Source organism: Bacillus thuringiensis (assembly GCF_001455345.1).
Taxonomy (GTDB): Bacteria; Bacillota; Bacilli; order Bacillales; family Bacillaceae_G; genus Bacillus_A; species Bacillus_A thuringiensis_N.
This window is the reverse complement of the sequence record NZ_CP013274.1, coordinates 4,429,668-4,445,533: the sequence shown is the minus strand read 5'-3', so window position 1 is coordinate 4,445,533 and position 15,866 is coordinate 4,429,668. Positions and strand designations below refer to the sequence as shown.

The following is a 15,866-nucleotide window of genomic DNA, read 5'->3' as shown; positions in this document are numbered from 1 at the left end:
TCAATTTAGGGTGGTACCGCGAATTTACCTCGTCCCTTTTTGGGAGCGAGGTTTTTTTATTTTTAAAATTAGGAGGGTTCCAAAATGGAAGCACGTTTAAAAGAGCTAAAGCAAAAAGCGTTAGAGCTTATTGAAGAAGCGAAAGAGCTAAAAGGCTTAAACGACGTACGCGTAGCGTATTTAGGAAAAAAAGGTCCAATTACAGAAGTATTACGCGGTATGGGAAAATTATCAGCAGAAGAGCGTCCACGTATGGGAGCATTAGTAAATGAAGTACGTGAAGCGATTCAAACGCGTTTAGACGACAAAATTGGTAACTTAGAAAAAGCAGTAATTGAAGCGAAGTTAGCTACTGAAACAATTGATGTTACCTTGCCAGGTCGTCCTGTTGAAACAGGTTGTCACCATCCGTTAACAGCTGTTGTTGAACAAATTGAAGATGTATTCATCGGTATGGGTTATGAAGTAGCTGAAGGAACAGAAGTAGAAAAAGACTACTACAACTTCGAAGCATTAAACTTACCGAAAGATCACCCAGCACGTGACATGCAAGATACATTCTACATTACAGAAGAAACGTTACTACGTACACATACATCTTCTGTGCAAGCACGTACGATGGAAAATAATAAAGAAAAAGGCCCAATCAAAATTATTTGTCCTGGTAAAGTGTATCGCCGCGATGATGATGATGCGACGCATTCACATCAGTTCATGCAAATTGAAGGTCTTGTAATTGATAAAAACATTCGTATGAGTGATTTAAAAGGTACATTGCAAGTATTCGTGAAAAAGATGTTCGGTGAAGATCGTGAAATCCGTCTTCGTCCAAGTTTCTTCCCATTCACAGAGCCATCTGTAGAGATGGATATTTCTTGTATGATGTGTCACGGCAAAGGTTGCGGCACTTGTAAAGGAACTGGCTGGATCGAAATTTTAGGCGCAGGTATGGTTCACCCGAACGTACTTGAAATGGCTGGTTATGATTCAAAAGAATATCAAGGTTTCGCATTCGGTATGGGCGCAGAGCGTATCGCAATGTTGAAATACGGCGTAGATGACATTCGTCATTTCTATACAAATGATGTACGTTTCTTACAACAATTTAAACGAGCGTAAGGGAAGGAGAGGATAAGTATGTTCGTATCATATCGTTGGTTACAAGAGTATGTAGATATTAAAGATGTAACAGCACAAGAACTAGCAGACAAAATCACGAAAAGTGGTATTGAAGTAGAAGGTGTTGAAGTATTAAATAAAGGTGTAAAAGGTGTTGTAGTTGGTCACGTATTAGAATGTGAAAAACACCCAGAAGCTGATAAATTAAGCAAATGCTTAATCGATATCGGTGAAGAAGAGCCAGTTCAAATTATTTGTGGAGCTGCTAATATTGCAAAAGGTTTAAAAGTACCAGTTGCAAAAGTTGGCGCTGTACTTCCTGGTAACTTCAAAATTAAAAAAGCAAAACTACGTGGTGAAGCTTCTCACGGTATGGTTTGTGCTCTTCAAGAGCTTGGCATTGATGGAAAGTTAGTTTCAAAAGAATATGCAGATGGTATCTTCATCTTCCCAAGTGACGCTGAAGTTGGTGCAGATGCACTTGAAATTTTAAACTTACATGATGAAGTACTTGAGCTTGGTTTAACACCAAACCGTGCAGATTGCTTAAACATGTTAGGTGTTGCGTACGAAGTAGCTGCTATTTATGGCCGCGAAGTAAAACTTCCAGCTATCGACTTACAAGAAACAGCAGAAAAAACTTCTGATTATATTTCTGTAAGTGTAGAAGCAAAAGAAGAAAACCCATTATACATTGCAAAAATGGTTAAAAACGTAAAGATTGGTCCATCACCAATGTGGATGCAAACTCGTCTTATGGCAGCTGGCATTCGTCCAATTAGCAACGTAGTTGATATTACAAACTACATTCTAATGGAATACGGTCAACCGTTACATGCATTCGATTACGATAAATTAGGTTCAAAAGAAATCGTTGTTCGTCTTGCAAAAGAAGGCGAAAAAATTGAAACGCTAGATGATCAAGAACGTACATTACAAAGCCACCACCTTGTAATTACAAACGGCACAAAAGCTTTAGCTGTTGCTGGTGTAATGGGCGGAGCGGATTCTGAAGTTACAAATGAGACAGTAAACGTTTTAATTGAGTCTGCATACTTTGCAGGTCAAATAGTGCGCCGTACATCAAAAGACTTAGGTCTTCGTAGTGAATCAAGTGCACGTTTCGAAAAAGGAATCGACCCAACACGTACATTTGAAGCAATTCAACATGCAGCTGCTTTAATGGCGAAATACGCTGGCGGAGAAGCACTTGAAGGTGTAGTAGAAGCTGATAACTTACAAGTACAAGAACGTACAGTATCTGTTACTGCTGAGAAGGTAAACCGTGTATTAGGTACAAATATTTCTGCAAGTGAAATGGGTACAATGTTCACAAACTTAAAATTCCCATTCACAGAAGTAGAAGGAACATTCCATGTGAATGTACCAGCACGTCGTCCTGACATTACAATTTCAGAAGACTTAGTAGAAGAAGTGGGCCGTCTATACGGTTATGACCACATTCCAGTTACATTACCTTCTGGAACGATGACTCGTGGTAAATTAACAGCAGCACAAACGAAACGTCGTAAAGTACGTCGCTTCTTAGAAGGTGCTGGCTTATATGAAGCCATCACATATTCATTAACAAGCGCTGACAAAGCGAAGCAATATATGGTTGAGCCAAACGAGAAAGCTCCTGTAAACCTTGCACTTCCAATGAGTGAAGAACGTAGCCAACTTCGTTTAAGCTTAGTGCCACAATTGTTAGAAGCAGTTTCATACAATGTCGCTCGTAAAAACGACAGCGTTGCTTTATACGAAGTAGGTTCTATCTTCTTACCGACAGAAGCAGGAGAACTTCCGAAAGAAGAACAACATCTTGCAGGTGTTATGACAGGTCTTGCTCTTCACCATGCATGGCAAGGTGAGAAGAAAGTAGTAGACTTCTTCGTTGTGAAAGGTGTACTAGAAGGACTATTTGACGTACTTGGCGTTTCAAACCAAATCACATATGCACCAGCAAAACGTGAAGGTATGCACCCAGGTCGTACAGCTGACATCGTATTAGATGGCGAAGTAATTGGTTTCATCGGTCAATTGCACCCAGAAGCAGAAAAACAATTAGATGTGAAAAATACATTTGTATTCGAACTATCTCTTGTAAAAGTATTCGGTGCAGACGCAGAAGAAACTTACTACTCAGCAATTCCACGTTTCCCATCTATGACACGTGATATGGCTGTTGTCGTAACGAAAGAAACAAAAGCTGGCGAAATGAAGCAAGTTATTGCTGAAGCTGGTGGAGAACTTCTGAAAGACGTAACATTATTCGACTTATACGAAGGTGAGAAAATGGAAGAAGGCAAGAAATCACTTGCATTCTCTATGACTTACTTCGATGCAGAACGTACGTTAACAGACGAAGAAGTAACAGAAGCACATAACCGTGTATTAACAACGGTAGAAGAGAAATTTGGTGCGGAGTTACGTAAGTAATAAGAAATTGCCGGATTTATTCCGGCAATTTTTTTATGGAGTGATTGTAAAAATCGTCGATATATTTTTAGGCGTCTTGCATCTTTCTCTCGAATGTAGTACATTAATTTTAGTTTAACAAAATGAAAGACGATGATAAGGAAAAGTAGTATATACTATAATCCAAAGCGAGTCAGGGACGGTGAGAGCCTGATGAGGCGGTATATGTGAAGAACACCTTGGAGTTGCTAACCGAAATTGAATCTTGTATTCAAGAGTAGACTTAGACGGGAATCCGGCCTGTTACAAACCGGGAAGTATGTATTACATACGAGTTAAAGTTGGTCTTTATGACAAATTGGGTGGTACCGCGAAGTTTAACCTTTCGTCCCTTTATGGATGAAAGGTTTTTTTGTATTTAAATATATCAGCAAAGGAGAATTTCACTATGGAAAACACATTAGTAAAAAGTCTGTATAGAGATACAGATAAATACGCAGGTCAAACAGTACAAGTATCAGGGTGGATTCGTAACTTACGTGATTCAAAAGCATTTGGTTTCATCGAATTAAACGACGGTAGCTTCTTCAAAAGCGTTCAAATCGTTTTCGATACAGAATTAGAGAACTTCAAAGAAATTGCAAAACTTCCACTTAGCTCTTCAGTTAAAGTAGAAGGTAAAGTAATTGCAACGCCTGGAGCGAAGCAACCATTTGAAATTAAAGCAGAAAAAATTGATATCGAGGGCTTATCAGATTCTGATTACCCACTTCAAAAGAAACGTCATACGTTTGAATACTTACGTACAATCGCTCACTTACGTCCAAGAACAAATGCATTCTCTGCAACGTTCCGCGTACGTTCTATCGCAGCATTTGCGATTCACCAATTCTTCCAAGAGCGTGGATTCGTACATGTTCACACACCAATCATCACAGGTAGTGATACAGAAGGTGCGGGCGAAATGTTCCGCGTAACAACGCAAGATTTAAACAACGTACCAAAAGGTGAAGACGGACAAGTTGATGAATCAAAAGACTTCTTCGGCAAAGAAACAAACTTAACAGTAAGTGGACAGCTGAACGCTGAAGCTTATGCATTAGCATTCCGTGATGTATACACATTCGGACCTACATTCCGTGCAGAAAACTCAAACACAACTCGTCACGCTGCTGAGTTCTGGATGGTTGAGCCTGAGATTGCATTCGCTGAATTAGGTGACGTAATGAACCTTACAGAAGATATGCTAAAATATGCAATGAAATACGTATTAGAGCATGCACCAGAAGAAATGGAATTCTTCAACAGCTTCGTTGATAAAACAGTTCTAGAGCGCATGAACAACGTAATCAACTCTGACTTCGGTCGCATCACTTATACAGAAGCAATTAAAGTACTTCAAGAATCAGGTGCTGACTTCAAATACCCAGTAGAATGGGGTATTGATTTACAAACAGAGCACGAAAGATACTTATCAGAAGAAATCTTCAAACGCCCTGTATTCGTAACTGACTATCCGAAAGACATTAAAGCATTCTACATGCGCTTAAATGACGACGGTAAAACAGTAGCTGCTACTGACCTTTTAGTTCCTGGCATCGGCGAATTAATCGGCGGAAGCCAACGTGAAGAAAGAATGGACGTTTTAGTAGACAGAATTAAAGAACTAGGTATGAACGAAGAGGACTACTGGTGGTACTTAGAACTTAGAAAATACGGCGGTACAAAACACGCTGGATTCGGCCTAGGTTTCGAGCGCTTCCTAATGTACATCACTGGTATGGCTAACATCCGTGACGTAATTCCATTCCCAAGAACTCCAGGTTCTTCTGAATTCTAAAATATAAAAAAAGCGAGAGGATTTCCTCTCGCTTTTTATTTTGCATATTGTATAGTTTACTCCCCCGTAGCAAAAAGTAACGCGAAGGGGTGAGTATAAAATGAGTAAAAAAGTGAAAAAAGATCATTCAAGATCGGGCCTAGGTTCTCCGGAAGTAGAAGGACAAGGAACGACGACACATGAAACGGGTTCTCATAAAGTACCTTCATCTAATAAGAAGCAGAAACGAAGCTAACATAAAAAAGGAGAGTCGCCAAGACTCTCCTTTTTTATATTACATCTTATTATCATGAATCTCTTTTGTAATTTTATCTACATCTTTTTCTAATCGATCTAAATAGAAAAACCACAGTAAACTTATGAACACGTAATAGATGGCCATCACGCCGAGATTATCAGATATATTTTCAAATGTAGATTTAGTAGTGAAAAAAGCTCCCCAAATGGTAGAAATAGTGAGGTAAGAAAGAGGACCTACGATGTGTACGAAAGCATATAGTACCTTTTTAACTTTTACAGCGTTCATATGAAAAACCTCCTTTTTCTAATCATACATTCAAGTTCCTCACAGAAGTGTTGTAGTTTTGCTGGATTATGTATTAACGAGCGAGCATCGTGTTTCCCGATAAATCTCCGAATCCGAAAGTTTAATAAGAAAGATCGGCCATAGCGCTCTATTAAATCGTTGAACGCTCGTTGTTCACTTAGTAGCTGAATGTTTTCCCTAATTTCAAACTGTCTTTCGTGTGGATTACCTAGTAAAATATTTAGAATCATTTGTATAAGTAGCAATGGGGATCTCCTCCTATGTTAGAATAATCTGTATATTATGATTATAACAAAACTATAAGGACAATAGTAGGATGAAACAAAAAAACAGGAGTTTGTAGGCTCCTGTTTTTGTCGATACTATTTTAATAAGCGAAATGCCTTCTCTGTATTAGCAAAATGCAGTTTCACAAACTCAGGTAATCGTTCTTTACCAAGCTTTTGAATTAATTTAGCGGCAGCGATATCAACTTGTTTACCAGCACCCTTTGGAAGGGGCATACCAGCTTTTTTACTTAGTTCGTCAAATTGTTTCACGAATGAGTAACGAGCTAAAATGGAGGCAGCGGCTACTGCTAAATGGACACTTTCTCCTTTCGTCGCGAAGTAAACATTTTCACGTTGTACCAGCTTTTGTTTTGCTAAATATTTGTAGTATGTATCAGGTTGTGTGAATTGGTCGATTAAGACGCCTTCAGGTTTTGTAGGTGCCATTTTAGCTAATAAGTTTGTAATAGCTTTATTGTGTAGTAAAGCTTTTAACTTACCTTGGTTGTTTCCTTTATCAAATAGCTCGTTATATTTTTCGTTATGAAGGACAAGAGAGCTATAAGGAACAACGTGTAGAAGTTGTTTCGCAATGGCAGTAATTTGATCGTCATTTAAGTTTTTAGAGTCTTTTACACCAAGTTCTTTTAGTAGTGGAATTTGCTTGGCATCCACATATACAGCAACTACTGTCATCGGTCCGAAGAAATCACCAGTACCAACCTCATCTGATCCTACGATAGACATTGTACCGATGGAAGCGGGCGGTGCATAACGGTGTGAATCGACAGATTTTTTTACAGCTGTTTTCGGTGTTTGAGAGACAGTTTGCCAACGAGAAGCTTCTGCTTCAGCACGTCCGCCTTGGAACATTACTTTTCCAGATTTATACGCTGTAATCGTGCACGATGGCACCTTTGCCATGAAGATCCCTCCTTGTGGAATTTTCGGGCTAAGCGAGTGTTTATATTGTTGTTTCATGTCTTCAATTACTGTAGAATTTGTTTGAATTACGATAGAATTTGACATAAGAGTCACCCCTTTTTTTATATTGTTATTTTTATCATATCGGATTGTTCTTTCTGTTTCCATATTATGAAGGTTCATGGTATGATAAACTTTAGGATTCTGTACGTGATTGGAGGCCGGTGAGTTGTCACAACAAAAGGGAAAGAAAAGTCGAATTAATGTAGAAATCTATGGTCAGCAATATTCAGTTGTTGGCGATGAAAGTACAAGTCATATCCGCATGGTAGCAGCGATTGTGGATGATAAAATGCGCGAACTCAATGCCAAGAATCCTTCGCTTGACACGAGTAGACTAGCGGTATTGACGGCGGTAAACGTCATACACGATTACATAAAATTAAAAGAAGAACATGAGAAATTGAAAGAAAGTATGACAAAAAAAGGAATGGAATAACATGATTGATATTATTATCATTTTACTGCTTGTTATGGGATTTTTCCTCGGCTTACGCAGAGGGTTTATTCTGCAACTTGTAAAGTTAACAAGCTTTATTATCGCATACCTTGTTGCATACTGGTACTGTAAAGATTTAGCGCCAGCACTTGCGAAATTTATTCCGTATCCATTTGATAAAAACGTATCTGTTCCAGAATGGATTGATGCAAATAATATTGAGACAGTATTTTATCAAGCGCTTGCGTTTATCATATTGTTTATTATCACAAAAATTGCACTTTCATTACTTGGTAATTTGTTAAATATGTTTGCAGAAATACCGGTTTTAAAGCAAGTAAATGCGTTTGCGGGGGCAATCCTCGGATTTTTAGAAGTATATATTATTTTGTTTGTCTTAATTATCATTGGAAACATTCTTCCGATTGAACAATTACAAACACCATTACAACAATCATCAATTAGCAAAATAATTGTAGACGATACACCGATTCTCTCTGAAAAGGTGAAGGAACTATGGCAGACAGGTAGCAGAGTATAACTTCTCTTTTTTCGGAAAGAGAAGTTTTTTTCTATGAAAGAAAGGCGGGGTAATGATGAAAGTAAATAAAAAACAAGTTATTAAATTATTAGAGACAATCGGGCTTTTTATGGAATTAAAGGGCGCGAATCCATTCAAAATATCTGCATTTCGTAAAGCAGCAGCAGCACTCGAAAGTGACGATCGTAGTCTTTCTGAAATTGAAGATTTCACAAAGATTCCAGGAATCGGAAAAGGAACAGCAGCCGTTATTCAAGAATATATAGAATCGGGAACATCTGAAGTATTGCAAGAACTTGAGAAAGAAGTACCAAGTAGCTTATTGCCGTTATTAAAACTACCAGGACTTGGTGGTAAAAAGGTAGCTAAGTTATATAAAGAACTTGGTGTTGTTGATATGGAATCGCTAAAAGCGGTTTGTGAGGAAAATAAAGTACAGGCTTTAGCAGGTTTCGGTAAGAAGACAGAAGAGAAAATATTAGAGGCAATCGATCAAGTAGGCTCTCGTCCAGAGCGTTTACCAATTGCGATGGTATTGCCTATTGCCGGGGAAATAGAGGAGAAATTGTCGAATATTGCTGAAGTAATTCGTTTCTCTCGCGCTGGTAGCTTACGCCGTGTTCGTGAGACAGTGAAAGATTTAGATTTTATCATTGCAACGACAGAACCAGCAGCGGTACGTGAGCATTTACTACAATTCGATAATATGATTGAAGTAATCGCAAGTGGAGATACAAAAGTTTCTGTCCGTCTTCAATATGAATATGATATTTCAATCGATTTTCGTTTAGTAAAACCAGAAGAGTTTATTACAACTCTTCACCATTTCACAGGATCAAAGGACCATAACGTAAAAATGCGTCAAATCGCAAAAGATAAAGGCGAGAAAATTAGTGAGTACGGTGTAGAGAACTTGGAAACAGGTGAAGTGAAAACATTTGAGACTGAAGAAGACTTCTTCGCTCATTTCGGTCTGCCATTTATTCCGCCAGAAGTGCGTGAAGATGGAAAAGAAATTGAATTAATTAAAGAGTATCCAAACTTAATTCAGTTTTCCGATATACAAGGTGATTTACATATGCATACAACTTGGAGTGACGGTGCTTTTTCTATTGAAGAAATGGTACAAGCGTGCCGTGCTCGTGGATACAAGTTTATGGCGATTACTGATCACTCGCAATACTTGAAAGTAGCGAATGGTTTAACGAAAGAGCGCCTTCGTGAACAAGCGAAAGAAATTGAACGTATGAACGAAAAGTATCCAGACATTACAATTTTACGCGGAATTGAAATGGACATTTTACCGGATGCCTCGCTTGATTTTGATGATGAAGTATTAGCTGAATTAGATTATGTCATTGGAGCCATTCACTCTAGCTTCTCACAAGACCGGGAAACGATTATGAAGCGTCTTCGTACAGCACTTGAGAATAAACATGTCACAATGATTGCCCATCCGACAGGACGCCTTCTTGGACGCCGTGAGGGTTATGATGTAGATACAGATTTATTAATCGAGCTCGCAAAAGAGACAAATACAGTTTTAGAATTAAATGCAAATCCAAACCGTCTAGATTTAAGCGCGAAATTATTAAAACAAGCACAAGATGCTGGTGTAAAAGTAGCGATTAATACGGATGCTCATACACTTGAAATGTTAGAAGATATGGAAACAGGTGTAGCGGCAGCTCGTAAAGGTTGGATTCAAAAAGATAACGTGATTAACACGTGGGATATTGAACGTTTATTAGACTATATTAAACGTAATAAGTAACACAGGGGGGACCTGCAACATGTTAGAAAGAACGTTGCGTGTATTAGAATACAATAAAGTAAAAGAACAATTACTTGAACATACAGCATCTTCACTTGGTCGTGACAAAGTGAAGCATTTAGTGCCGAGTACTGATTTTGAAGAAATTGTAGAGATGCAAGATACAACGGATGAAGCAGCGAAAGTCATTCGTTTAAAAGGTAGTGCACCATTAGGTGGTATTACGGATATTCGCTCAAATGTGAAGCGTGCAAAGATTGGAAGTATGTTAAGTCCAAATGAACTACTTGATATTGCCAATACGATGTACGGTAGTCGCAATATGAAACGTTTCATTGAGGATATGGTTGATAATGGTGTCGAGCTTCCCATTTTAGCAACACATGTCGCTCAAATTGTATCTTTATATGATTTAGAAAAGAAAATTACAAATTGTATCGGTGATGGCGGTGAAGTAGTCGATAGCGCAAGTGATAAACTGCGTGGTATTCGTACTCAAATTCGTACTGCGGAAAGCCGTATTCGTGAAAAGTTAGAAAACATGACGCGCTCTTCAAACGCGCAAAAGATGCTGTCTGACTCGATTGTAACGATTCGTAACGAACGTTACGTAATCCCAGTAAAACAAGAATATCGCGGCGTATATGGCGGTATTGTTCACGATCAATCTGCTTCTGGACAAACGTTATTTATTGAACCGCAAGTCATTGTAGAATTAAATAACGCACTGCAAGAAGCACGAGTGAAAGAAAAACAAGAAATCGAACGCATCTTATTCATGTTAACAGAAGAAGTGGCAGTAGAAGCCGATATCGTTTTATCAAACGTAGAAGTAGTTGCAAATCTTGATTTCATCTTTGCGAAAGCTTTTTATGCGAAGCGAATTAAAGCAACGAAACCGATTGTAAATAACGAGCGTTACATGGATTTAAGACAAGCGCGTCATCCGCTAATCGATCCAGAAATTATTGTGCCAAATAACATTATGTTAGGGAAAGATTTCACGACAATTGTTATTACAGGACCGAATACAGGTGGTAAAACAGTTACGCTGAAAACAGTTGGTATTTGTGTGTTAATGGCGCAATCTGGCCTTCATATTCCAGTAATGGATGAGTCAGAGATTTGTGTATTCAAAAATATCTTTGCTGATATCGGTGATGAGCAATCGATTGAACAAAGTTTAAGTACGTTCTCCTCACATATGGTGAACATTGTTGATATTTTAGAAAAAGCTGATTTTGAAAGCTTAGTTTTATTCGATGAATTAGGTGCTGGAACAGACCCGCAAGAAGGGGCTGCACTAGCCATTTCAATTTTAGATGAAGTATGTAATCGTGGTGCTCGCGTTGTTGCAACGACGCATTACCCAGAATTAAAAGCATACGGATATAATCGTGAGCAAGTTATTAATGCGAGCGTTGAGTTCGACGTGAACACGCTAAGCCCAACGTATAAATTACTAATCGGTGTACCAGGACGTAGTAATGCCTTTGAAATTTCGAAGCGTCTTGGACTATCTGATCGCGTTATCGATCAAGCACGTAATCACATTAGTACAGATACGAATAAAATTGAAAATATGATTGCGAAATTAGAGGAAAGCCAGAAGAACGCAGAACGTGACTGGAACGAAGCAGAAGCACTTCGCAAGCAATCTGAAAAACTGCATCGCGAATTACAGCGTCAAATTATTGAATTTAACGATGAGCGCGATGAAAAATTATTAAAAGCGCAAAAAGAAGGAGAAGAAAAAGTCGAAGCTGCAAAGAAAGAAGCAGAAGGCATTATTCAAGAACTTCGTCAATTGCGTAAAGCACAGCTTGTAAACGTGAAAGACCACGAGCTTATTGAAGCGAAGAGCCGTCTAGAAGGGGCAGCGCCAGAGCTTGTGAAGAAACAAAAAGTAAACGTGAAAAACACTGCGCCGAAACAACAGTTACGCGCAGGTGATGAAGTAAAAGTGTTAACGTTCGGTCAAAAAGGTCAATTACTTGAAAAAGTAAGTGATACAGAGTGGAGTGTACAAATTGGTATTCTGAAGATGAAAGTAAAAGAATCTAATATGGAATACATTAACACACCGAAACAAACAGAGAAAAAAGCAGTTGCAACAGTAAAAGGTAGAGACTATCACGTTTCATTAGAACTTGACCTTCGTGGTGAACGATTTGAAAATGCAATGGCGCGCGTTGAGAAATACTTAGACGATGCCCAGCTTGCAAGCTATCCTCGCGTATCAATCATTCACGGTAAAGGAACAGGCGCGCTTCGCCAAGGTGTACAAGATTACTTGAAGAAGCATCGCGGTGTGAAAACATTCCGCTACGGTGACATGGGTGAGGGAGGCCTAGGCGTAACAGTTGTCGAATTAAAATAGAAAACAACGAAACAAAGGGGAAACCATTATATGTTTATGGACAAACTTGCAAAAGTATTGTTAGCTTGTTGCGGAATATTTTTGGTGATTGGGGTTATTTATTTAGTTGTTTTTGCGAAGTGAATAACAGCAGCAATCTTTAAGGGGAAGCTTGAAGATTGCTGCTGTTTTATGTGTAATGAAAAATTAAGAGTTTATTTTTCTAGGAGTGGAGATATGAAAGGGTTATCACCAAATGTAATTGAACGAAAAAAAGAATTGGAAGCATTGATAAATGACTATACTAAGGTTCTGAATTCCACTGTATCTGTACATTTTGAAATATATGATACAAGTATAGTGGGAGGGGATGAGTTAGATCCTAAAATAAAAGAATTTGTTGAGTCTAGTTCTAAAGAATTGTTAGGGAAATTGCAAAAAGCTGAGGAAGGAGTTATTGACGATATTAACAGGGTGTTAAGTAAACAGTTAAGTACTGAAAAAGGAGAAAATAGAAGTTTTTCCGAAGAAGGGTTATTGAATTATTTTAATTTTCTTGAAGATGGTAATGTGAAACAGTGGTGTTTTATAAGGTTTAGTGGGTTTGATCGTGGTGTTGTATCTTTATTTAGAGAAACAAGGAATCCGTTTATAAAAGATACTCTTAAATATTCATTTTTGAAATTTTTAATGCATAATATATTTGATGAATTAAGAAATGGTAAATACTACGAATTGAGGGCAGGGAACAAAGAGGAGTATATCTCTTCAAAAGCAAGAGATTTTATGAGGGATTTGTTAGCTGTTACATCGGCATTAAATTTATCGAATGATGGGAAAATGTATAATGATGATTTATTTGATGAATTTAATTACATTTCTACTTTGAATTATGAAGGTGTAAGCATTTCGGCTAAATTATTAATGCTTAATGAAAAGGAAATGGACAAACATGTAAATTTTTATATTAAGCTAAAAGAGCCTATAGGTTTTGAACAGCATAGAAGAATAAGAAAACTTCTTGAAACATCTGATGCACAAACTTTTTTAATTGGTGATTATGAACAGATTTACGGGTTAGGCACGTTAAAAGATTACGAGTACCTTAAACAACAACCAGTTTTCGTAATAGATTTTATGGGGAAATTTGAATATAAAATAAGTATGTTATTTGTAAGTCGAGATATTATTATAAGCGATCGTGAAGGTATTGAAAATGTTCAATGGAGCTTAGAAGAGCAAACGCTTTTAGTTATAAGGTATGGTACACCGAATCTAAGGGAAAATAGATTTTCTAGTCTTAGATTAAGAGATAAACTTCGGAACGTATTTTTTTATGAAGAAAATGGAATGGATGATGGAAAGGTTAATTCTATAATAACTCTAGTGAAGTATGCAGTTGAACAACGAAGTGGCACTACAGTTGTTATAACAAAGCCAGAATTAGCAGAAGCTGAATTGGAAAAGCTAGAACACCAAGCGATTCGAATAGAGAAGACGAATCTATTAGCTAAGAATACATATGAATTAAAAAATATAATGGAACGTATTACTTGTATTGATGGAGCTGTATATCTGGATAGCGAGGGGTACTGTTATGCAATAGGTGTCATTTTAGATGGAATTGCCGAAAAAAATCAAGGAGATTCTGCTAGAGGTGCTAGGTATAACTCAGCAATTAGGTATGTAAATAAAGAAGGACTAAAGAATAATTGTGTAATAGTTGTAATATCAGAAGATGGAATGGTTGATATAGTTCCAGATATAAAAGAAACGGAAGAAATGATAAATAGATTAATCAATCAACTAATAGAATATGTAAATAAAGGGCAATTTGAAGAAGCATTAGGAATGATTAGACAGACGCAGTTTACTAATAAACCTGCAAAAATATATTATTATGAAGGCTATATACATGTACGGCTGAATAATTTAACTGAGGGAGTAAAAGCTTATACTAGAGCAATTGAAATTGATAATAATTATGTTGATGCATATGTTGGTCGAGGTTATGTATATACCCTCCAGTTGCCTGATAAGGAGTCAGAAGGGATAGCAGATTGTACCAAAGTACTGGAGTTAGACCCTAAAAATATTATTGCCTATATTAATCGTGCATACATATATAATCAGTCAAAGAAATACGAGAAAGCAATCATAGATTGTACAAAGGCAATTGAAATAGATCCTGAAAATATAACGCCGTACGGCTTTAGAGGGAATGCGTATATTGGTTTAGATACAAAAGACGGATATGAAAAAGCAATACGAGATTATACGTATATAATTAACGAGAATAAAGCCTCTGGATATACATATAAAGCACGCGGAGATGCTTATAGTAATTTACAGGATTATAATAAAGCGATAGTAGATTATGATATGGCAATTAAACTTCAGCCAGAGTATCAAGAAGCGATTGATGCAAGGAATAGTATCTTAAGTCCTGTGTAAAAATACAATTTTAATCATATAATATAGATAACTAAAAGAAATGAAAGTCTAGATTTTCTGTAAAGGAATAAGCTATGAAAATCAACCAATACATAAGCGAAGCAAAATCCTGTTCAAGACGTGAAACAGATCGCCTTATTAAAGCTGGGCGCGTGGCTATTAACGGCGAAATATGTACGCACGGTGCACTCGTGAGCGATGGTGATAGGGTAACGATTGATGGGCAAGTTATTGTAAAAGAAGAGAAAGAAAAGGTGTATATCGCATTCCATAAACCAGTCGGCATTACTTGTACAGCAGCTGATCATATTGAAGATAATATTATTGATTATATCAATTACCCAGAGCGAATCTTTCCAGTTGGGCGATTAGATAAAGCGTCAGAAGGACTTATCTTATTAACGAATGACGGCGGCATTGCGAATCAGATTTTACATGGTGATCATGAGCACGAGAAGGAATATGTTGTCACAGTCGATAAACCTTTTACGGACTGGTTTATTGATGAGATGTCCAGCGGTGTAAAGATTAAAGATGGAATGACGAAGCCGTGCAAAGTGACAAGAGTCGATCAATCAACATTTCGTATCGTTTTAACGCAAGGAATGAACAGGCAAATTCGTAGAATGAGTCGTGCTTTCGGATTTACTGTAACAAAGTTAAAGAGAGTACGCATTATGAATATAGAGCTAAATGAGCTTGAAGTTGGAAAGTGGCGGAGCGTTACAGCTGAAGAGTTAGAAATTTTAATAGGGCAGTTATAGGGAGGGAAATTTTCTCCCTATATTTTTTTGTCAGAAAAAATAAAACTATTGATTTTTTAAAAAATAGCCCATATAATAAAAAACAACAAGTTTCGACAAGATATTTTATAAAAGTAATGATGAGGACATGAGTTGTATTTTACGATTCTCAGAGAGGGAAGCCTTAGGCTGTGAGCTTCCTAATACGAAAAGACAAGCTTACCACCTCTAAACTTCAAGAGTGAACTGCATACATGATGCATTGTAATTCTTGGCGGATAAAACCGTTATCAATTTACACGAGCTATAAAATGAGCTTATTTCGCTATAAATTCATTTTATTAGAATAAGGGTGGAACCACGATTTCAACACTCGTCC

General features: G+C 37.4%; 13 protein-coding genes and 3 other annotated features (2 of these 16 cut by a window edge). Of the genes, 10 read left to right on the top strand and 3 right to left on the bottom strand.

The genetic code is table 11. The annotated features are described in order from the left end of the window. Positions 1-40: a binding site (T-box leader), on the top strand (it extends 189 nt beyond the left edge of the window). 44 nt (positions 41-84) lie between these two features. The 4 genes from pheS to ATN06_RS23170 all read left to right on the top strand — a co-directional run bounded on the left by pheS (position 85) and on the right by ATN06_RS23170 (position 5,612). Further along, a complete protein-coding gene (gene pheS / locus ATN06_RS23185) occupies positions 85-1,119 on the top strand; it encodes a phenylalanine--tRNA ligase subunit alpha (protein WP_000388217.1) in 1,035 nt (344 codons plus the stop codon). Positions 1,120-1,137: 18 nt separating this feature from the next. Then, the gene (gene pheT / locus ATN06_RS23180) at positions 1,138-3,558 is read left to right on the top strand and encodes a phenylalanine--tRNA ligase subunit beta (protein WP_060632475.1); all 2,421 of its coding nucleotides are present in this window, start codon (positions 1,138-1,140) and stop codon (positions 3,556-3,558) included. A gap of 123 nt (positions 3,559-3,681) precedes the next feature. Beyond that, positions 3,682-3,933 (top strand) — a binding site (T-box leader). A 52-nt stretch (positions 3,934-3,985) separates the two neighbouring features. Further along, positions 3,986-5,377: an asparagine--tRNA ligase gene (gene asnS, locus ATN06_RS23175; protein WP_060632474.1), complete on the top strand. Its 1,392-nt coding sequence runs from the start codon at positions 3,986-3,988 to the stop codon at positions 5,375-5,377. A 100-nt stretch (positions 5,378-5,477) separates the two neighbouring features. Then, positions 5,478-5,612 (top strand): YuzL family protein, encoded by a 135-nt coding sequence (locus tag ATN06_RS23170; RefSeq protein WP_000039588.1) that lies wholly within the window; start codon positions 5,478-5,480, stop codon positions 5,610-5,612. 39 nt (positions 5,613-5,651) lie between these two features. On the opposite strand, the gene ATN06_RS23165 is transcribed toward ATN06_RS23170, so the two are convergent. From ATN06_RS23165 to rnhC, 3 genes are all read right to left on the bottom strand, one after another. Then, positions 5,652-5,903 carry a hypothetical protein gene (locus ATN06_RS23165; RefSeq protein ID WP_060632473.1) on the bottom strand — a complete coding sequence of 84 codons (252 nt, stop codon included), beginning with the start codon at positions 5,901-5,903 and terminating at the stop codon, positions 5,652-5,654. Next, entirely contained in the window at positions 5,900-6,169 is a 270-nt protein-coding gene (locus ATN06_RS23160) for a hypothetical protein (protein ID WP_000924591.1), read from the bottom strand. The genes ATN06_RS23165 and ATN06_RS23160 overlap by 4 nt, the downstream gene beginning before the upstream one ends. A 117-nt stretch (positions 6,170-6,286) precedes the next feature. Then, positions 6,287-7,222 carry a ribonuclease HIII gene (rnhC, locus tag ATN06_RS23155; protein ID WP_060632472.1) on the bottom strand — a complete coding sequence of 312 codons (936 nt, stop codon included), beginning with the start codon at positions 7,220-7,222 and terminating at the stop codon, positions 6,287-6,289. 124 nt (positions 7,223-7,346) lie between these two features. On the opposite strand from rnhC, the gene zapA reads away from it, so the two are divergent. The 6 genes from zapA to ATN06_RS23120 all read left to right on the top strand — a co-directional run bounded on the left by zapA (position 7,347) and on the right by ATN06_RS23120 (position 15,508). Next, positions 7,347-7,616 carry a cell division protein ZapA gene (gene zapA, locus ATN06_RS23150; protein WP_000082701.1) on the top strand — a complete coding sequence of 90 codons (270 nt, stop codon included), beginning with the start codon at positions 7,347-7,349 and terminating at the stop codon, positions 7,614-7,616. A 1-nt stretch (position 7,617) separates the two neighbouring features. Further along, a complete protein-coding gene (locus tag ATN06_RS23145; RefSeq protein WP_000565408.1) occupies positions 7,618-8,157 on the top strand; it encodes a CvpA family protein in 540 nt (179 codons plus the stop codon). A gap of 55 nt (positions 8,158-8,212) precedes the next feature. Beyond that, positions 8,213-9,931 carry a DNA polymerase/3'-5' exonuclease PolX gene (polX, locus tag ATN06_RS23140; RefSeq protein ID WP_000867532.1) on the top strand — a complete coding sequence of 573 codons (1,719 nt, stop codon included), beginning with the start codon at positions 8,213-8,215 and terminating at the stop codon, positions 9,929-9,931. Between the two features lie 19 nt (positions 9,932-9,950). Next, complete coding sequence (locus tag ATN06_RS23135; RefSeq protein ID WP_060632471.1) at positions 9,951-12,311, top strand: endonuclease MutS2; 2,361 nt, start codon at positions 9,951-9,953, stop codon at positions 12,309-12,311. 216 nt (positions 12,312-12,527) lie between these two features. Then, a complete protein-coding gene (locus ATN06_RS23125) occupies positions 12,528-14,744 on the top strand; it encodes a tetratricopeptide repeat protein (protein WP_060632470.1) in 2,217 nt (738 codons plus the stop codon). A gap of 74 nt (positions 14,745-14,818) precedes the next feature. Then, positions 14,819-15,508 carry a 23S rRNA pseudouridine(2604) synthase RluF gene (locus tag ATN06_RS23120; protein WP_060632469.1) on the top strand — a complete coding sequence of 230 codons (690 nt, stop codon included), beginning with the start codon at positions 14,819-14,821 and terminating at the stop codon, positions 15,506-15,508. 107 nt (positions 15,509-15,615) lie between these two features. Then, positions 15,616-15,866 (top strand) — a binding site (T-box leader) (it continues 5 nt past the right edge of the window).